This is a genomic window from Kordiimonas lipolytica (assembly GCF_001550065.1).
The window spans coordinates 58,633-78,217 of record NZ_LRUB01000028.1 but is presented as its reverse complement, the minus strand read 5'-3'; the positions used below and the strand labels follow the sequence as shown (position 1 = coordinate 78,217).

Here is a 19,585-nt window from a genome sequence, read left to right as displayed (position 1 = left end):
TGGCACTTAGCGACTATCAAGATTGGGGGGCCTCGATGCCGAATGGCGTCGGGGCCTTCTTCTATGAAGCGTGCGACAGCACAAATGCGCGTGCTGCTGAGCTTGCATCTGCCGGCGAGCAGGGCCCGCTGTGGGTAATAGCCGGAGAACAAACCGCCGGCCGCGGCCGACGCGGGCGTTCCTGGACTTCAAAAAGTGGGAACCTCTATGCGTCCCTTTTGTTTCGGCCAAGCATTCAGCCCCAGGATATGGCGGCACTGCCGTTTATCGTTGCGCTAGCGGTTCGCGATACATTTGTCGGTCTGGGCGCGCCGGCGGACCTCGTTCAGTGCAAGTGGCCAAACGACATCCTGATCGGTGAGCGCAAAGCCAGTGGCGTGCTGATAGAAAGCAGTGCCAAGCATGGCGGCGCTCTGGACTATGTCATTATCGGCATCGGGATGAATCTGGTGCATTTCCCGGATGACGCTGCCTTTGGGGCAACATCGCTTCTGGATGCCACGGGCCGCGAGGTTGCGGTGAAGGAAGCAATTTCACTCCTCGCGGAAAAGTTATGTGCCCGCATCGATGCCTGGAAGGTGAACGATTTCGCAGCCGTTGCGCGCGAATGGACTGAGCATTCCTGGGGTTTGGGGCAAAAGCGGGAGCTCAGGACTCATGATGAGACCTTCACCGCGACACTGATCGGGCTATCTGATGACGGTGCATTGATTGCCAGACTGGACGACGGCAGTGAAAAACGCCTATATGCAGGGGATGTTTTTCCGGTCGAGCGGGTGGAATAGAGGAATTTCCTTATGCTTTTAACCATTGACGCAGGCAACACCAATACGGTTTTCGCGCTGATAGACGGCCACGACATTGTCGAACAGTGGCGGATATCGACAGGAGATCAGCGTACCGTTGACGAATATATGGTTTGGATTTCCAATCTGATGGCGCTTTCGGGCAGGTCTCCGGAAACCGTTTCTGGTGCGATTATTGCCAGCGTCGTGCCGCAGGTTGTTTGGCCGTTGACCCAGCTTTGCAAGAAATATTTTGGCTGCGAGCCGCTGGTTGTTGGGGATGAGAATGTTGACCTGGGCGTCGATATCCAGGTCACTAATCCGCGCGAAGTGGGGGCTGACCGCTTGGTGAATGCCGTAGCTGGCCATGCGCTTTACGGCGGCCCCTTGATTGTGGTGGATTTTGGAACGGCAACGACCTTCGATATTGTGGGGGCTGATGGCGCTTATCTGGGGGGTGTGATCTGCCCGGGCATCAACCTAAGCCTTCGTGCTCTTCACCTGGCCGCAGCAAAACTGCCGCGTATCGCCGTTGAAGCGCCCAAGGAAGGCAAGGCTGTGACCGGCAAGACCACGCAGGAGGCGATGCAATCCGGCGTGTTCTGGGGCTATGTCAGCATGATTGAAGGATTGGTCGCGCGCCTGAAGGCCGAACATGGCGGCAATATGAAAGTATTGGCCACAGGCGGCCTTGCGCCTGTGTTTGCAAACCGGACCAACGCTATTGATGAGGTGGCAGGCGAGATGACGCTGCAGGGCTTACGCCTGATTTTCGAACGCAACAGACCGGACGCAGGCTGATATGGGATATATGCGCAAAAGCGACGAACGGCTGCTGTTCCTGCCTCTAGGCGGCTCTGGCGAAATCGGCATGAACCTGAACCTTTATGGCCATAAAGGCAAATGGTTGATGGTGGATTGCGGCATGAGCTTCGCCGACAATTTCCTGCCCGGCGTTGACCTTGTGTTCCCTGACCCTGAGTTTATCGAAGACGAACAGGATGATCTTGTGGGCTTGGTGCTGACGCATGGGCATGAAGATCATATTGGCGCCGTGCCTTACCTATGGGAAAGGTTCCAGTGCCCCGTTTATGCAACACCGTTTACCGCTGAACTTGTGAAAGGCAAGCTTGCCGAAGCTGGCCTTCTTGACCAGGTGCCGCTTTATGTGGTCGATGGCCTTGACCCCATCAATCTTGACCCATTCGAGGTTCAGTATGTGCCACTGGCGCACTCCATCGCAGAAGGGCATGGCCTGTCGATCAAAACATCCGTGGGTACGATATTTCATACTGGCGATTGGAAGCTTGATGACAGACCGCTGATTGGCCCTGCCTGCCCAAGCCCCGTGCTATCCGCTATGGGCGAAGAGGGGGTACTGGCCCTTGTGGGAGACAGCACGAATGTTTTCAATCCTACCGAGTCAGGATCTGAGGCAGCCGTTCGTGAAAGCCTCAAGCAAATTGTGGCCGGGCTTAAGAACAGGGTTGTTGTCACGACATTTGCATCCAATGTAGCGCGGCTGGAGACCATCGGCGAAGTGGCCAAAGCCACCGGCCGACGCTTGGTGCTACTGGGCCGCTCCATGGAGCGTGTGGTCAAGGCCGCTAAGGCCACTGGTTACCTTCAGGACTTCCCACCCCTCGTGGACGAAGAAGATGCAGATTATCTGCCCAAGGACGAAGTGTTGATTGCATGCACGGGATGTCAGGGCGAACCGCGCGCCGCTATTGCTCGCATCGCGCGCGATGATCACAAGCACTTGCAGCTTAGTCCTGATGACAATGTAATCTTTTCCTCAAAGATCATTCCGGGCAACGAGTTGGTTCTTGGCCAGCTTTTTAATCAGTTGGCCACCAAGGGCGTCAATGTGATTACCGAAAAGGATGCCTTTGTTCACGTGTCCGGGCACCCGGGGCGGGCTGAGCTTGCCAAGATGTATGAATGGACGAAGCCTCATACTGCGATTCCAGTCCACGGTGAGGCACGGCATTTGCTGCGTCACGCCAAGCTGGCGCGCGAACTGGGCGTCAAGCACACGATTGTGCCCAAGAACGGTGATGTCATCGAGATAAGCAGAAAGGGTGTCAAGCTGGTTGACGAAGCGCCTTTTGGCCGCCTTGTACTGGATGGCACTGAAGTGGTGTCTTTCGAGGATGCCGCAATCGCAGACCGCAGGCGCGCATCCCATAATGGATTTGTATCCGTCAGCCTTGTGTTCGCCGATGATGGTGGGTTAGCGGCCGAACCGCTAATGGCGCCTCTTGGTCTGCCGCGGGCGGATGACGAAAGTTTCTATGACGGCATGGTAGATGCCGTTGAAACCGCGATTGAGCGCATGAAGCGGGCAGACCGCCAGAGCGATATGTTCGTGGAAGAGGTGGTGCGGATCGGTATCCGGCGGTTTTGCCGACGTGAAATTGGTAAGAATCCCGGCGTTGCAGTTCTGATCAACCGCCAGGACGAGTTAGAGTTCAGTTAGGGAGAGAAGCATGATTGGTCGTTTGAACCATGTGGCCATTGTGGTGCCGGACCTTGCAGCAGCAGCGGGCACTTATCGCAATACTTTGGGGGCGACGGTATCGGAGGCTGTAGACCTGCCGGATCACGGTGTGACCACCGTGTTTGTGGAACTGCCGAATACGAAGATCGAGCTGTTGCATCCGCTGGGAAGCGACTCGCCGATTGCCAAGTTTCTCGAAAAGAACGCTGCCGGTGGCATGCACCATGTTTGCTATGAAGTCGAAGATATCATTGCTGCTCGTGACAAGCTGGTTGCTGAAGGTGCTAGAATTCTTGGGGACGGCGAACCCAAAACAGGTGCGCACGGCAAACCTGTCCTGTTTCTGCATCCCAAGGACTTCTGCGGCACACTTGTGGAACTTGAGGAGGTTTGAGGCATGGGTATCCCAACGATCATTCTGGTATATGTAGTTGCCTGGTGGCTGGTGTTTTTCGCAGTGCTGCCATGGGGCGTCCGCTCTCAGCACGAGACGGAAGAAGGCGTTACGGAAGGGACTGAACCGGGCGCACCTGCCAACCCCAACCTCAAGAAGAAGATCATTGTTACATCTCTGATCGCAGCCGCTCTGACAGTAGGCTACTATTTTGTCGCCACATCTGGATGGATTTCATTCCGAGATCAAGTGCGCTGACGTCGCTCCATCAATCAGCCAATAAAAAAGCAAGGCCGCTAAGCCTTGCTTTTCTTTAATATATGAACGAGCGATTTTTTTAGAGCCCGTTTCTAATATATATGCGCAAAGTCCTCCCTGAGCATGGACCACATAATGCGTGAACCGTTCAGCTCTGCGTCTGAGAGAAGCTATGGAAACATTTGATGATTGTCATCAATTGAACGCGTGTGTGGCTACTAGATATTGTGTTTCTTTCTGCTCTATGTTGCATGGCTGCAACAATTGGGGCGAGACACTGCCTTAGGTGGTGAGAAATTACTTCCTCAAGGCGCTTGCTGGCGCAAAAAAATGAAAGAAACCATTGCTATTCCGCAGGCTGAACGGCAAAAGAAACAAAGACTTTCGGTGCTGCCGCAGCGCCATTAACCTCGTTTCAAACAAGAGATAAAAGCCACCATGCGTTTAAGCCGTTATTTTTTGCCCACTCTTAAAGAAACCCCTGCTGATGCGCAGATTGCGTCGCACCGACTGATGCTGCGTGCTGGTATGATCCGTCAAGGCGCTGCGGGTATCTATAGCTGGCTGCCGCTGGGGCTTAAGGTTCTCAAAAAGATTGAGCAGATCGTTCGTGAAGAACAGGATGCGGCAGGCGCGCAGGAAGTGCTGATGCCGACTATCCAGGCGGCAGACCTGTGGGTGGAAAGTGGGCGTTATGACGACTACGGCGACGAGATGCTGCGCATCGAAGACCGCCATGGTCGCAAGATGCTGTATGGCCCGACCAACGAGGAAATGATCACGGATATTTTCCGCCGTGAAATCAAATCCTATCGCGATCTGCCGAAGAATCTCTACCACATCCAATGGAAATTCCGCGACGAGCGCCGTCCACGCTTTGGCGTGATGCGCGGTCGTGAATTCCTGATGAAGGATGCTTACAGCTTTGACCTGACGCCGGAAGATGGCCAGAAGTCCTATAACGCTATGTTCGTGGCCTACCTGCGCACATTCGCACGTTTGGGCCTGAAGGCGATCCCCATGCGTGCTGATACCGGCCCGATTGGCGGTGACCTGAGCCACGAGTTTATTGTGCTTGCAGAAACTGGCGAAAGCGAAGTCTTCTTCGACAAGGCGTTTGATAAGCTCGATCCGATGGTCGAAGTAACTGACGGCGCAGACTTGCAGCCGATTGTTGACGAATGGACCAGCCACTATGCGGCTACTGACGAAATTCACGATGCTGAAAACTGCCCTGTGGATGCCAGTGGCCTGGTGACAGGTCGCGGCATCGAAGTAGGGCACATCTTCTTCTTCGGCGAGAAATATTCCAAGCCGATGAACGCAACGGTCCAGGGACCGGATGGCGAAACCGTGCCTGTGCAGATGGGGTCATACGGTGTTGGCGTATCCCGCCTTGTTGGTGCCATCATTGAAGCGTGTCATGACGAAAATGGCATCATATGGCCGGAGGCCGTTGCCCCGTTCAAAGTAGGCTTGATGAACCTGCGCACCAAGGATGACGACTGCACGGCGGCGTGTGACAGGCTTTACAAGGACCTGACAGCCGCGGGTATTGATGTTCTGTATGACGATACAGATGGCGGTGCGGGCGCCAAGTTCGCGAACATGGACCTGGTTGGTCTACCATACCAACTGGCAGTTGGGCCGCGCGGCCTCAAGAATGGTGTGGTGGAGTTGAAGAACCGCAAGAGCGGTGAGCGCGTGGAATTGACGCCAGAAGAGGCCGTCGCCAAGCTGACGGCATAATAAAGCCGAAAAAAAGGGGGAGACGGGTGATAGCACGAGGATTTGAATGGTCGGTAGCGCGCCGCTATATCTTGGGTGGCAAGCGCGATCTGGTCATCTCTGTCACGGCGCTTTTGTCTGTCACAGCGATTGCTCTTGGGGTGATGCTGCTACTGGTTGTCATGTCAGTGATGAACGGCTTTCGCGCTGAACTCATGGACAAAATCCTCGGTTATCACGGTCATGTTCTTATTCAAGGATACGGCGGGAAACTTCAGAATTATCAGGATGTTATCCGGGATATTGAAGGTGTTGATGGCATCGTTAAGATTATGCCTTTCAGTGAGTCCCAGGTTATGGTCACCAAGGAAGGTGAAGCCTGGGGCGCGATTGTCCGCGGATTACCGGATGAGTATTTCAGCGCCGAAAAACTGAACATTGCACACACCGTTACTGGCAGCATCGAAAATGCCCCTGAAATTGGCGGTCTGGTACTTGGAAAGCAGCTGGCAAACCGGCTGCGGGTTACGGCTGGAGACAGTGTCACGATCGTCAGCCCCAGCTCGGTGGCCACGCCATTCGGGTCAACGCTGAGGCATCTCTCCTATCCAGTGGCGGCGGTTGTCGAGATCGGCGTTTATCAATTCGACGAGAGCTTTATCGGCATGCCACTTGAGGAAGCCCAGCGCTTCTTCCGGTTGGGAGACACGGTCAGCAACATTGAATTGATGCTGACATCGCCCGATGATGTGGATGCATTATTGCCTGTCCTGACCGAAAAAGTGGGTTCTCGTGGCTATGTTCGGACCTGGCGGTCCTTGAACCAGAGCTTGGTTGGAGCCTTGCAGACCGAACGGGTTACAATGTTCGTGGTAATGACCTTTATCATCATTGTGGCCGTGTTCAATATATCCTCCAGCCTTTTCATGCTTGTGAAGGACAAGGCAGCGGATATCGCGATCCTGCGTACGATGGGCGCTACAGCAAAGTCCATCAACCGTATTTTCATAACTGTAGGCCTGATGGTCGGTATGACAGGTATTGGTCTTGGAATATTGCTTTCGGTGGCGGTTATTGGCGGCTTTGACAGCCTGCTTGCATTCGTTGAGTGGATTTTCAATATCCAGGTGTTCGACCCGGCGGCGCGCTATATCTCGTCACTGGATCCGGTCGTGGATTATTTGGAGGCTGGACTAACAGTGGTGATAGCGACAGGATTGACACTGGTGGCGGCCTATTTCCCGGCGCGCCGGGCCGCAAAGCTCGATCCCGTGGAGGTGCTTCGCTATGAGTAAGGCACCAGCACTGAAGCTTCAGGGGATCTGCAAAAGCTTTCATCAGGGCCACAAGGCCTTGCATGTGCTTAAGGGCATTGATCTCGAAGTAAAGCAAGGCGAACTGGTGGCCCTTATAGGTGCTTCGGGGTCTGGTAAGAGTACCTTGCTGCAGGTTGCGGGGCTCCTGGACCGGCCAACTTCAGGCACAATTGCTATTGCAGGCGCGGAAGTGCATGACCTTAAGGATGAGGCACGCAGCGACATTCGTCGCAACCGACTGGGTTTTGTCTATCAGTTTCATCATTTGCTGCCGGATTTCACGGCGCTTGAAAATGTGGAACTCGCGCTTCGCATTTCCGGGGTTTCGAGCGTGGATGCCACGGCCCAGGCAAAAGCTGTTCTGGAAGAAATCGGCCTTGCAGAGCGCTTGAACCACACGCCGTCTGAACTGTCGGGTGGCGAGCAACAGCGCGTGGCAATAGCGCGTGCCATCGTGACCAATCCGTCGCTGCTTCTGGCGGATGAGCCCACTGGCAACTTGGATGAGGAAACGGCAGCGCGCGTGTTCAAGCTTCTCGTGTCTATGGTGCGGGATCGCGGATTGGCGGCAGTGATTGCGACGCACGATGCGTCGCTGGCGGCCCAAATGGACCGGCAGCTTCATCTGTCAGCAGGGGTGCTTCACGAATCTTGAGGAGGCTGGCCATCAGCGCTAGCCTTAGCATCAGACACAGGCTAACCTTGCCTGGGAATATTTTTGGACAAGCGCCCACCGAAGTGGGCTGGAGTAGGGATTTATGAGCCACGCTGGCTTTGTGCATTTGCGCGTTCACACGGCCTATTCGCTCTCGGAAGGAGCGATTCACGTCAAAGATCTGGTGAAACAGTGCGTTGGGCACAAGATGCCCGCCGTGGCCATGACAGACACGGACAATATGTTCGCGGCGCTTGAGTTTTCCTCATACGCGACTGACGCAGGCGTCCAGCCCATCGTCGGCGTAACACTGCATGTCAAAAACCCTTACAAAGATCATCAGGCCAAAGGCAAGAAAACGGCCAAGCCGGATCAGCTGGTACTTCTGGCGCAGTCGGAAAAGGGCTATCAGAACCTGATGAAGATCGTCTCCAAGGCACACCTTGAAAGCGACCCACAGCTCGGTGTGCAGTTCCCGTTTGAGGACTTCAAAGGCCTTACAGACGATATAATATGCCTTACTGGCGGCGTATCTGGGCCGGTTGGGGCGCTTCTCCTTGAAGGTAAGAAGGAAGAGGCGGATCTGTGTGTGCGGTCCCTCAAGACCCTTTTTGGTGACCGGCTCTATATGGAGATACAGCGGCACGGCATGCCAGCCGAAGAGCAGACAGAGGAAGATTTCCTCGATCTCGCGTACGATCACAATATCCCTATCGTTGCAACCAACCAGCCCTTCTTTGTGGGGCCGGATATGTACGAGCCGCATGACGCGCTTCTATGCATGGCGGAAAGCACTTATGTGGCCGTGCAGGACCGGCGCAGGCTGAACCCTGAATATCGCTTCAAGGAATCAGAAGAGATGATAAATCTCTTTAAAGACCTTCCTGAAGCGATTGAAAATACGATGAATATCGCGCATCGCTGCTCTTACAAAGTGGATAAGATTGCGCCTCTTTTGCCCAACTTTACCCGCGGCATGGACGTCTCCGAAGCGGACATGCTTCGGGAAGAGTCCGAGAAAGGCCTGCGAGAGCGACTGGATTTTAAGGCCAAGGAAGAAGGACTGACACCAGGCAAGGACCAAGAGTGGGAGAATGAATATTGGGAGCGGCTTGACTATGAGCTGGGCATCATCAACCAGATGGGCTTCCCAGGCTACTTCCTGATCGTTGCCGACTTTATCCAATGGGCAAAGGACCACGATATTCCGGTTGGGCCGGGCCGTGGCTCTGGCGCCGGATCAGTGGTCGCGTGGGTGTTGAAGATTACAGATCTGGACCCGCTCCGCTTCTCGCTACTGTTCGAGCGTTTTCTGAACCCGGAACGCGTGTCCATGCCTGACTTTGACGTCGACTTCTGCCAGGACAAGCGGGAGAAGGTGATCAGGTATGTGCAGGACAAATATGGCTATGATCACGTAGCCCAGATTATCACCTTCGGTAAGCTGCAGGCGCGGGCTGTTGTGAAGGCCTGTGGCCGGGTGATGCAGCAGCCGCATGGCCAGACAGATCGTCTGTCGAAGATGATCCCGAACGATCCGGGTAACGCCATGACCCTGCAGGAGGCGATTGATAGCGAACCCCGGCTACAGGCGGAAATCAACAATGATGAGCTGACGCGCAGTGTGATGGACCGTGCCTTGAAGCTGGAGGGCTTCTATGCGCATTCGTCTACCCACGCAGCGGGGGTGGTGATTGGCGACAGGCCACTTGACCAGCTTGTGCCGCTGTACCGCGACCCGAAATCAGACATGCCGGTAACCCAGTTCAACATGAAGTGGGTGGAGCTGGCAGGCCTTGTGAAGTTTGACTTCCTGGGCCTCAAGACCCTTACCGTACTTGACCGCGCTGTTCATTATATCCGCGACCGCGGCATTGAAGTTGATTTGCCGGCAGTGCCGCTCGATGACGGTCCCGCCTATGAATTGCTGGCAAAAGGCGACACGGCTGGCGTGTTCCAGCTCGAGAGTACTGGGATGCGGTCGGTCCTCAAGGGGCTGAGGCCGGATAAATTCGAGGATATCATCGCAATTGTGGCCCTGTACCGTCCGGGGCCCATGGAAAATATCCCAACCTATATCGACCGCAAACACGGTCGCATGGAAGTGGAATACCCCCATCCAATCCTTGAAGAAATTCTGGGAGAAACCTACGGCGTGATCATCTACCAGGAACAGGTGATGCAGATCGCGCAGGTGATGTCTGGCTACAGCCTTGGCGAAGCAGACATCCTGCGCCGGGCCATGGGTAAAAAGATCAAGGAAGAGATGGACAAGCAGCGCGGCCGTTTCTGCGACGGTGCTGTCGAACGCGGTATTGATGCGGAAAAAGCCAGCTATATCTTTGATCTTGTTACAAAGTTCGCATCATACGGGTTTAACAAGTCTCATGCGGCAGCCTATGCGCTTGTGGCCTATCACACGGCCTATCTGAAGGCAAATTTCCCGGTTGAGTTCATGGCAGCTATCATGACGCTTGATCTTGGAAATACAGACAAGCTGGCTGCGTTCAAACAGGAATTGCAGCGTATGGAAGTGCCGCTGCTGCTGCCTGACATCAACAAGTCTTTCGTGCCGTTTGTGGTTGAGGGCGTTGAAGACCCATATTGTGAGGAAGATGATGATCCGCGTCACAATCTGGGGGTTCGCTATGCACTGGGGGCGATCAAAGGGGTTGGCGAAAAGGCCATGGAATCCATCATCGATGAGCGGGAGAAGAACGGCCCGTTCAAGGATATTTTCGATTTCGCCGAACGCGTAGACCCGAAATACCTCAACAAACGGCAGATTGAGCGTCTGGCGGCCGCTGGTGCATTCGACTGCCTGGAGCCGGACCGGGCGAAGGCCTATGCCGCCGCTGAGATGATCATGCGGGTGGCACAGATGGAGGCCAAGGAGCGCGAAAGCGACCAGGTCAGCCTCTTCGGTGGAGAAATGGCCAAAACGGTGGATCGGCCAACGCTACCTCAAGTTCGGAGCTGGACCGACACAGAAGCGCTTGAAAACGAGAAAAATGCCGTGGGCTTCTATATTTCGGCTCATCCACTGGACTCATACGACACGATCCTTCAGCGCGAACGCATCATTCCCGCGAAGGAAGTCTATAATGATCCTGGCCTGATCGGGCAGACCGTTCGTATGGCCGGCGCCATTGCTGGCTACCGCGAGGGCAACACCAAACGTGGCAGCAAGTTTGGCCGGCTGACGCTGTCTGACCGGTCCGATGCATTTGAAATTATGGCATTTGAAGATGACCTAGATGCCATTCGGGCGCGAGTGGAGGAGGGGGCACCTGTTGTAGTCTCTGTCCAAATCCGCAAACGGGATGATGACGACAGTATTGGCCTGTCGTGCCGGGGCATTGAAAGCCTGGAGCATGTAGCATCCCAATCATCCAAGGGCCTGTTTGTCGAAGTGGATTCGGAAAAATCCTTTACCGGCATCAAAGCCGCCCTAGATCGTAAAGTCGGAGGCAAGGGCCGCGTGACCATACGTGTGCCCGTGGCTGAGAACAGTCGCTACGCCGAGTTCAAGCTGCCTGGCCGCTTCAAGGTAACGCCTGAGCTAAAACAGGCAGTTGCCGCCGAAATGGGCGTTCTTTCTGTTGAGGAGGTGTAAGTTGGATCATCACCGCAAAATCGCAATGCCCAAGCCGGCGTCTTCCATCATGGTGATCCGGGATGGGCAAGGTGGCCTTGAGGTTCTGATGATCGAGCGGGCCAAGACCATGAGATTTGCGCCGGGAGCCTTTGTCTTTCCAGGCGGTAAGGTGGACCGATCAGACATGCAGAACTGGCGCTGGCAGGGCATGACGACCGGCCGTGGCGCGATGCGTGATTTTGCCTTTCGGGTAGCCGCACTCAGAGAGCTTTATGAGGAAGCGGGTATTTTCCTAAGCGATAAGGCACCACGGCGCACTCTGACAGCAGCAGCGCCATTTGCGACCATGGTCCGAAATGCCGGGGTGAAACTGGATATCGCAAGTCTCGTGCCCTTTGCGCACTGGGTGACGCCTGAGCCGATGCCTCGGCGGTTTGATACCTATTTCTATCTTGCGCCCCATAATGGTGAAGAAGCCATTCATGACGGCAATGAAGCGATTTCCTTCCGCTGGGTCAGTCCCCGAAAAATGCTCTCTGACTGGGAGGAAGACCGAATACCTCTCATGTTCCCCACCAGGCTCAACCTCATGAAACTGGCGCGAGCAGCCACGGTTAACGAAGCTCTTCGACATGCGCGGCGTGCGAGGGTCGTGCGTACGCTCCCTGTGGTCGACATGACCAAGGAAGGCGTGAAATTGACCATAGACCCGGCCACTGGTTTTGGTGTTACGGCGGCCACGCCGAAAGAACTTTCCGTTGAAGCTGCCGGATTGGCAAAAAAAGCTTGATCTACCCCGATTAAAGGCCTATACGACGCGCGACTTCACACGTGGGTGAAGGCTTCCTGCTGTGTTGGCAGGCCGCCATCCGGTGTTTCGGGAAATGGTTTTCCGATACGCACGCCCACGGAGGCTTAACCGGAAAAGGAGTAGTATTATGGCGATGCCAGTAGTCGACATGCGCGCCCTCTTGGAAGCAGGCGTACACTTTGGTCACCAGACCCACCGTTGGAACCCGAAAATGGCGCCGTTTATCTTCGGCGAACGTAACGGCGTTCACATCATTGACCTGTCCCAAACCGTTCCATACTTTCAGCGTGCCCTGCAGGCTGTTCGTGACGTTGTTGCCGGTGGCGGCCGCGTTCTGTTCGTTGGTACGAAGCGTCAGGCGTCCCCAATCATTGCTGAAGCAGCTAAGCGTTGCGGCCAGTATTATGTAAACCACCGTTGGCTCGGCGGCATGATGACCAACTGGCAGACGATCAGCCAGTCCATCAAGCGCCTGAAGCAGCTCAACGAGCAACTCGGCCAAGAGCATACTGGTCTGACCAAAAAAGAAACTCTGCAGCTGACGCGTCTGCGCGACAAGCTCGAGCTTTCCCTGGGCGGTATCCAGGACATGGGCGGTCTGCCAGATATTATTGTTGCTGTTGACGTAATCGGTGACGACCTCGCGATTGCTGAAGCCAACCGTCTGCACATCCCTGTTGTTGGCGTTATCGACACCAACTCCAAGCCAGAAGGCGTTGATTACCCAATCCCAGGAAACGACGATGCGACCCGCGCGCTGCGTCTTTACTGCGACCTGCTTGCTGAAGCGGCTCTGGACGGTATTCAGGCTGAGCTGGCTGCTCAAGGTGTTGACCTTGGTGCTCAGGAAGCTCCAGTTGAAGAAGCTGTTGCTGAAGAAGCTCCAGCCGAGGAAGCTGCTGCACCTGCTGAAGCTCCAGCTGAAGAGAAAAAGCCAGCTAAGAAAGCTGCTGCGAAAAAAGCTCCTGCAAAAAAAGCCGCTCCAAAAAAAGCAGCTAAAGACGCTGACGCTGACAAAGCAGAGTAACAATTTTCATTTATTGCTCCCGAAGGCCTCGGCTTTCGGGGGCAAAATCATATCTACACTTTAAGATCTCCAGAGATCGTAAGGGGAATTCCGATGGCACAAATCACTGCCGCACTTGTTAAAGAACTGCGCGAGACTTCCGGCGCAGGCATGATGGATTGCAAAAAAGCGCTTGCAGAAACTGACGGCAACCTTGAAGCCGCTGTTGACTGGCTGCGCACGAAAGGTCTTGCTGCTGCTGCCAAGAAATCCGGCCGCGTTGCTGCTGAGGGCCTTGTTGGCGTTAAATCTGCAGGCAATAAAGCTGCTGTAATCGAAGTAAACTCCGAAACTGACTTCGTTGCTCGCAACGAGAAATTCCAGAAGTTCGTTGGCGACCTCGCTGGCGTTGCCCTGGAAGTTGGTACCGACGTTGAAGCAATCGCTGCTGCAACATACCCAGGTTCCTCGAAGCCAGTTTCCGAAGTTCTGACCGACAATATCGCAACAATCGGCGAAAACATGACAATTCGTCGTGCGGCTGTTGCTGAAGTGGACAAGGGCCTTGTTGCTTCTTACATCCACGGCGCTGTTACCGACGGCATGGGCAAAATCGCTGTTCTCGTCGCTCTGAAATCAGACGCTGGCGAAGACGTTCTGGCACCTCTCGGTAAGCAACTGGCAATGCATATTGCTGCTGCAAATCCAGCGTCGCTTTCTGAAGCTGACCTGGATCAGGAAATCGTAGAGCGCGAGAAGCAGGTTCAGATCGAAAAAGCCAAGGAATCCGGCAAGCCAATGGAAATCATCGAGAAGATGATCGTTGGCCGTATGCGTAAGTTCCTCGAGGAAATCGTTCTGCTGAAGCAGACGTTTGTAATCGATGGCGAAAGCAAGATCGAAGACGTGATTGCAAAAGCTGCGAAAGATGCTGGCACTGCAATTGAGCTGGTAAGCTATGTTCGCATGGAAATGGGCGAAGGTCTCGAGAAGAAAGAAGACGACTTCGCTGCGGAAGTGGCTGCTGCTGCAGGCGTTTAAGGCGCACCGCTAGACAAGTTGGAAAGCCCAGGAGATTTCTCCTGGGCTTTTTTATGAAGTTTTCTACGAGCTAATGTAGAGCGTTGAAGACCTAAGTATTTTTATTTAAAACTTCGGTAGCCTTGTCCGGTTCAAGCGGATAAGCTGCAGCGGGCAAAATAAACACCAGATTTCAAGGTGTAAGGGGAGATACTGGCTGATGTCCAATGAGCCAAGATTTAAACGTGTATTGCTGAAACTTTCGGGTGAAGCCCTGATGGGCGACGGTAGTTACGGGATTGATCCGGTCACCGCAAATCGCGTGTCACTTGAGATAAAGCGTGCCCGGGAAATCGGCACAGAAGTATGTGTGGTAGTCGGTGGTGGCAATATCTTCCGCGGCATCAAAGGGGCTGCAGAAGGGCTGGACCGGTCGACAGCAGACCATATGGGTATGCTGGCGACTGTGATGAATGCGTTGGCTCTTCAGAACGCGCTTGAGAAGGTTGGTGTAGACACGCGTGTCCTGTCCGCCATTCCGATGGCGAGCGTAAGCGAGCCATATATTCGCCGTCGGGCGATCAGGCATCTTGAAAAGGGCCGTGTTGTTATTTTCGCCGCAGGCACAGGTAACCCGTTCTTCACGACGGACACCGCAGCAGCCCTGAGAGCGGCTGAGATGAACTGTAATGCGCTGCTTAAGGGTACGCAGGTTGATGGCGTTTATAACGCCGACCCCAAAAAGGACCCGACGGCTGTCCGCTACGACCGCCTGTCCTACATGGATGTGTTGAAGCAGGATCTGAAGGTGATGGACGCATCGGCTATTTCATTGAGCCGCGAAAACAATATTCCAATTGTTGTCTTTTCTATTCAAACGCAAGATGAGCTAGTGAGGGTCCTCCAAGGTGAGGGCACTTGCACAATCGTGGGTGAGGAATAAACATGAGTGATGAAGAACTTGATCTGCAGGATATCGAGCGCCGCATGAAAGGCGCTGTTGAAGCGCTGAAGCATGAATACGCGGGCCTGCGCTCCGGTCGGGCGACGACCAGTCTTCTGGACCCGGTAACGGTAGACGTTTACGGTGCCAATATGCCACTGAACCAAGTTGGTACGGTTGGTGTACCAGAGCCGCGCATGCTGTCTGTTCAGGTTTGGGACAAGGGCAATGTCTCCGCCGTTGAAAAGGCGATCCGCAACTCTGGTCTCGGCCTGAATCCTATGATTGATGGCCAGCTGGTCCGTATCCCGATCCCTGAGCTTAATGAAGAGCGCCGGGCTGAGCTCGCCAAGGTTGCTGCAAAATATGCAGAGACTGCGCGTATCGCGATCCGAAATGTGCGTCGCGACGGCATGGATCAGCTCAAGAAGATGGAAAAAGATAAGTCCATTAGCGAAGACGATCACAAGATGTATGCCGATGAGGTTCAGGACCTGACTAACAAGTTTGTTGGCGAGGTGGATGAACTTCTGCAGGCCAAAGAAAAAGAAATCATGCAGGTCTAACATGGTAGCTCAGGCCCAGCCTATCCAAGAGGCGTCAGCAATGGTGCCTCCAAAACATGTTGCCATAATCATGGACGGCAATGGCAGGTGGGCGGCCCAAAAAGGCAAGGCAAGGTCCGCAGGCCACAAACAGGGGGCCGAGGCAGTCCGCGAGGCAATTGAAGGCGCTTTGAATGCAGGCGTCAAATACCTGACCTTATACGCTTTTTCTTCGGAAAACTGGAATCGTCCAGAGGAAGAAGTTCGGGACCTTATGGGCCTGCTAAAGCTTTACCTGAACCGTGAAGTTAAAACCTTACACAAGCAAAATATCCGATTACGTGTGATTGGCCGCAGGGACAGGCTGTCTCCAGATATTCAAAAGATGATCGACCGTGCCGAGGAAATGACGGCCAACAACGATCGAATGACATTGGTTATCGCCCTGAGCTACGGTAGTCGCGATGAGATGCTGGACGCAGCGCAAAAGCTTGCGCGTGCAGTAGCAAAAGGTGAGATGACCGCGGATGATATCACTGAAGCAGTCTTCGCTGATTCTTTGACGACCCGCGGCTTACCAGACCCTGACCTGATTATTAGAACAAGCGGTGAGCAGCGGCTGTCAAATTTCCTGTTGTGGCAGGCTGCTTACTCGGAATTCTTGTTCCTCGATATCTTGTGGCCGGATTTCACCAAAGAGGCATTTGCCAAGGCAGTGTCCGATTTTCAAACTCGCGACCGCCGCTTTGGTGTGCGCCCATAAGAGATAGGGTGCCGTATGCCTTTTGGGATTTCGGATAATCTTTTCAAACGCATAGTATCTGCAGTGTTGCTTTTGCCGGTCGTTTTATGGCCGATCTATGCGGGCGGCTGGTGGTTCGCTGGTCTTTTGGCGCTTGGTGGCGCCCTTATGATTATTGAATGGTGCGGCTTGACGAAGGTTGAGCCAAGGCTTTTACACGGTCTGTCTGCCGCCCTGCTGGCTTTGCTGGTACCTGTTCTGCTTGCTACAGGCTTTGGCGCTGTGGCTCTGCTTATTATTGGGCTAACGGGGCTTGCCTTGCTTGGCAGGATGCTGGTCAAGACGTCACCGTCCCTTGGCTGGTGGTTGACTGGTTTAGGCTATGTGGCGTTGCCGCTTGTCGCGCTTTTTTATATCCGCGAGGCAAGTGCGCTCGTGGTTTTCTGGGTTTTCCTTGTTGTTTGGGCCACGGATGTAGGGGGCTATTTTGCCGGAAAGGGCATCGGTGGGCCAAAACTGGCACCAAAGATTAGCCCAAAGAAGACCTGGGCGGGCCTGTTAGGTGGCATGGCGCTGAGTAGCGCAGTCAGTGTCGCATTTGCGGCATTTTTTGAATTCGACATTAATTATTGGTGGGTAGCAGGTCTTTTGGCTGCCTGGGCGCAAGTGGGAGACCTGCTGGAAAGCGGCATCAAGCGGTCGTTTGGTGTCAAGGACTCGGGCGGACTTATCCCTGGCCACGGCGGTTTGCTGGACCGCGTGGACGGTCTTGTGTTTGTGGCGCCTGCTGTTGCTCTCCTTATGACATTTTACCCCCTGTTTGGTTTTGAGTTATCGTGATGGTGGATACAATCCAGAAAAGCGTGACAGTTCTAGGCGCCACCGGTTCGGTCGGGCAGAGTACGCTCGACCTGATTTCCAGAAATAGAAATAAATTCAATGTTTTGGCGCTCACAGCTTACAGCCGGGTTGAAGAGCTGGCAAAGGCTGCGATCAGCTTTAACGCCCAACTGGCGGTCATTGGCGACGAAAGCAAACTGGGAACGCTTAAGGCGTTGCTTGCGGGCACAGGGGTTGAGGCCGCTGCGGGCGATGAAGCCCTGATTGAAGCCGCCGCTAGGCCATCCGATATCGTGATGGCGGCCATCGTTGGTGCTGCAGGCCTGAGGCCTACTATGGCCGCTGTCCGGCGCGGTGCGACGGTAGCGCTTGCCAATAAGGAATGCCTTGTATGTGCGGGCGACTTGCTGATGGCAGAAGTGGCCGAACATGGAGCGACTTTGTTGCCGGTCGATTCTGAACATAATGCCATCTATCAAGTGTTTGATTTTGGCGCAGCGAAGGCCGTTGACCGGTTGATCCTGACCGCCTCTGGCGGGCCTTTCCTGGGCCGTAGTCGTCACGACCTGCTGGATGTCACGCCTGCGCAAGCCGTCGCACACCCCAACTGGGACATGGGCGCCAAGATTTCGGTCGATTCCGCCACCATGATGAACAAGGGCCTTGAAGTAATTGAGGCGTTTCATCTGTTCCCTGTTTCCAAGGACCAGATTGAAGTTCTGGTGCATCCGCAGTCTGTCATTCATTCGATGGTGGAATATCAGGATGGCAGCGTATTGGCTCAGCTTGGCTCACCTGATATGCGAACGCCGATCGCCTATAGCCTGGCATGGCCGGAGCGCATGGAAGCCCCGGTGAAGCGGCTATCGCTCGCTGAAATTGGGTCACTGACCTTTCAAGCCCCTGATTATGAGGCCTTTCGCTGCCTTGCGCTGGCTAAAGAAGCCCTTGACGCGGGTGGGGCGGCCCCGGCAGTGTTGAATGCTGCGAATGAGGTTGCTGTCGGTGGGTTCTTGTCGGGACAGATCGGCTTCATGGATATCCCAGCACTGGTCGAGGAAACTCTTGCCCAAATCGACATGAAAGCGCCACAATCGCTAACGAATGTGTTTGAAATTGATCAAGAGGCGCGGCGCCTAGCCGGGCTACAGTTGGAAAGCCGGAAGAAGTAAGGATTACTCCATGGAGACCGAAGGCCCAGGACTGTTTTTCACCATTGCCGCATTTATCGGGGGCTTCAGCCTGCTCGTGTTTATTCACGAGTGGGGACACTATATCGTTGGCAGGATTTTCGGCGTGAAAATCGAGACCTTTTCGATTGGTATGGGGAAGGAGCTTTTTGGTCGCACTGACAAGCGGGGCACGCGTTGGAAAATCAGCCTGATACCGCTTGGTGGCTATGTTAGATTCTTTGGCGATGCGTCTGCGGCCAGCAATCCTGGTGATATTCCTGAAGGTTTGACCGAAGAAGAAAAGAAGGTTTGCTATCATTTCAAGCCTCTGTGGCAGCGGGCCCTGATTGTTTTCGCCGGTCCCGCCGTTAATTTGATTGCTGCGGTTCTTGTTTTCGGCGCCTTTGTGTATCTGCACGGCGTCGCGATTACTGAACCCGTAGCGGTCTCTGTTGGGGCCGAGGATCCGGCAGGTGTTGCTGGCTTCCAAAGCCATGACCGCATTACGCAGATCAACGGCCAGGAAGTGGACCGTTTCTCTGATATCGCACGTATTGTCAGGCTGCGCCCAGGGCACACACTTGATGTAGTTGTAGAGCGTGAGGGCAGGGAAGTGATCCTTCGCCCAACCATTGGGACCAAGTATTTCGAAGACCGCTTTGGTAATCGCTATCCTTATGGATATCTGGGGGTTGGCAATTCAGACGAAGACGGTCGGACGCCATACACGCAGGTTATTGAGCACCCTGGCTTCTGGCTTTCCATGTCTGAAGGCAGCCGCCAGATGGTCTCAACCACTAAAATGATTTTCACTACACTGGGCCAGATGATCCTTGGGGTTCGTTCTGTGAAGGAATTGGGAGGGCCCGTGCGGATTGCCACTGCAATCGGCGAGGCCGCCCACGATGGCCTTGAATCACTGGTATGGCTTCTAGCCATGCTGTCACTTAATCTTGGTATTGTGAATTTGCTGCCAATCCCGGTGTTGGATGGTGGGCATTTGCTGTTTTATGGGCTTGAGGCAATCAAGGGCTCACCCATCAGCAAGAAGGCTCAGGAAGCCGGTTTTGTGGCTGGATTTGCGCTAATGTTGATTTTTATGTTGCTTGTGACATTGAATGACTTGCAATCCTTGCCGCTCTAGGCCAATTTCACCGCCATTGTCGCTAAAAAAATTATGAATGGGCAGGAAAAAGTTGCGTTTATTTAAGATGTGCGTGATGTGGCGCTTTGTTATAGCGCTTACGATCGGGGGAGCTTCGCTAACGG

19 protein-coding genes are annotated in these 19,585 nt (G+C 54.3%); all 19 read left to right on the top strand.

Annotated features, from left to right (window positions below):
- Positions 1–35 precede the first annotated feature (35 nt).
- Positions 36–785, top strand: coding sequence for a biotin--[acetyl-CoA-carboxylase] ligase (locus tag KORM41_RS14135; protein ID WP_068149377.1), 750 nt, complete (start codon positions 36–38; stop codon positions 783–785).
- 12 nt (positions 786–797) lie between these two features.
- Positions 798–1,586 (top strand): type III pantothenate kinase, encoded by a 789-nt coding sequence (locus KORM41_RS14130; RefSeq protein WP_068149374.1) that lies wholly within the window; start codon positions 798–800, stop codon positions 1,584–1,586.
- 10 nt (positions 1,587–1,596) lie between these two features.
- A complete protein-coding gene (locus KORM41_RS14125) occupies positions 1,597–3,267 on the top strand; it encodes a ribonuclease J (RefSeq protein ID WP_068149545.1) in 1,671 nt (556 codons plus the stop codon).
- 10 nt (positions 3,268–3,277) lie between these two features.
- Positions 3,278–3,682: a methylmalonyl-CoA epimerase gene (gene mce / locus KORM41_RS14120; RefSeq protein ID WP_068149370.1), complete on the top strand. Its 405-nt coding sequence runs from the start codon at positions 3,278–3,280 to the stop codon at positions 3,680–3,682.
- Between the two features lie 3 nt (positions 3,683–3,685).
- On the top strand, positions 3,686–3,940 hold the full coding sequence (locus KORM41_RS14115) for a DUF1467 family protein (RefSeq protein WP_082719948.1): 255 nt from the start codon (positions 3,686–3,688) through the stop codon (positions 3,938–3,940).
- A gap of 225 nt (positions 3,941–4,165) precedes the next feature.
- Complete coding sequence (locus KORM41_RS22045; protein WP_197421172.1) at positions 4,166–4,348, top strand: hypothetical protein; 183 nt, start codon at positions 4,166–4,168, stop codon at positions 4,346–4,348.
- A gap of 30 nt (positions 4,349–4,378) precedes the next feature.
- Positions 4,379–5,689, top strand: a complete 1,311-nt coding sequence (gene proS, locus KORM41_RS14110) for a proline--tRNA ligase (protein WP_068149362.1) — start codon at positions 4,379–4,381, stop codon at positions 5,687–5,689.
- A 26-nt stretch (positions 5,690–5,715) separates the two neighbouring features.
- Complete coding sequence (locus KORM41_RS14105; protein ID WP_068149360.1) at positions 5,716–6,963, top strand: lipoprotein-releasing ABC transporter permease subunit; 1,248 nt, start codon at positions 5,716–5,718, stop codon at positions 6,961–6,963.
- On the top strand, positions 6,956–7,639 hold the full coding sequence (locus tag KORM41_RS14100; protein ID WP_068149346.1) for an ABC transporter ATP-binding protein: 684 nt from the start codon (positions 6,956–6,958) through the stop codon (positions 7,637–7,639). The genes KORM41_RS14105 and KORM41_RS14100 overlap by 8 nt, the downstream gene beginning before the upstream one ends.
- Before the next feature lie 103 nt (positions 7,640–7,742).
- On the top strand, positions 7,743–11,255 hold the full coding sequence (dnaE, locus tag KORM41_RS14095) for a DNA polymerase III subunit alpha (RefSeq protein WP_068149343.1): 3,513 nt from the start codon (positions 7,743–7,745) through the stop codon (positions 11,253–11,255).
- Between the two features lies 1 nt (position 11,256).
- Entirely contained in the window at positions 11,257–12,027 is a 771-nt protein-coding gene (locus KORM41_RS14090; protein WP_068149340.1) for an NUDIX hydrolase, read from the top strand.
- 148 nt (positions 12,028–12,175) lie between these two features.
- A complete protein-coding gene (gene rpsB / locus KORM41_RS14085) occupies positions 12,176–13,075 on the top strand; it encodes a 30S ribosomal protein S2 (protein ID WP_082719947.1) in 900 nt (299 codons plus the stop codon).
- 93 nt (positions 13,076–13,168) lie between these two features.
- Complete coding sequence (gene tsf / locus KORM41_RS14080) at positions 13,169–14,095, top strand: translation elongation factor Ts (RefSeq protein ID WP_068149330.1); 927 nt, start codon at positions 13,169–13,171, stop codon at positions 14,093–14,095.
- Between the two features lie 199 nt (positions 14,096–14,294).
- Complete coding sequence (gene pyrH / locus KORM41_RS14075; RefSeq protein ID WP_068149328.1) at positions 14,295–15,017, top strand: UMP kinase; 723 nt, start codon at positions 14,295–14,297, stop codon at positions 15,015–15,017.
- 2 nt (positions 15,018–15,019) lie between these two features.
- Complete coding sequence (gene frr, locus KORM41_RS14070) at positions 15,020–15,583, top strand: ribosome recycling factor (protein WP_068149326.1); 564 nt, start codon at positions 15,020–15,022, stop codon at positions 15,581–15,583.
- 1 nt (position 15,584) lies between these two features.
- Positions 15,585–16,325 (top strand): isoprenyl transferase, encoded by a 741-nt coding sequence (locus KORM41_RS14065; protein ID WP_068149323.1) that lies wholly within the window; start codon positions 15,585–15,587, stop codon positions 16,323–16,325.
- 15 nt (positions 16,326–16,340) lie between these two features.
- Positions 16,341–17,144 carry a phosphatidate cytidylyltransferase gene (locus KORM41_RS14060; protein WP_068149320.1) on the top strand — a complete coding sequence of 268 codons (804 nt, stop codon included), beginning with the start codon at positions 16,341–16,343 and terminating at the stop codon, positions 17,142–17,144.
- Positions 17,144–18,316 carry a 1-deoxy-D-xylulose-5-phosphate reductoisomerase gene (locus KORM41_RS14055; protein ID WP_068149317.1) on the top strand — a complete coding sequence of 391 codons (1,173 nt, stop codon included), beginning with the start codon at positions 17,144–17,146 and terminating at the stop codon, positions 18,314–18,316. The genes KORM41_RS14060 and KORM41_RS14055 overlap by 1 nt, the downstream gene beginning before the upstream one ends.
- 10 nt (positions 18,317–18,326) lie before the next feature.
- Positions 18,327–19,460: a M50 family metallopeptidase gene (locus KORM41_RS14050; protein ID WP_068149309.1), complete on the top strand. Its 1,134-nt coding sequence runs from the start codon at positions 18,327–18,329 to the stop codon at positions 19,458–19,460.
- Positions 19,461–19,585: the final 125 nt, after the last annotated feature.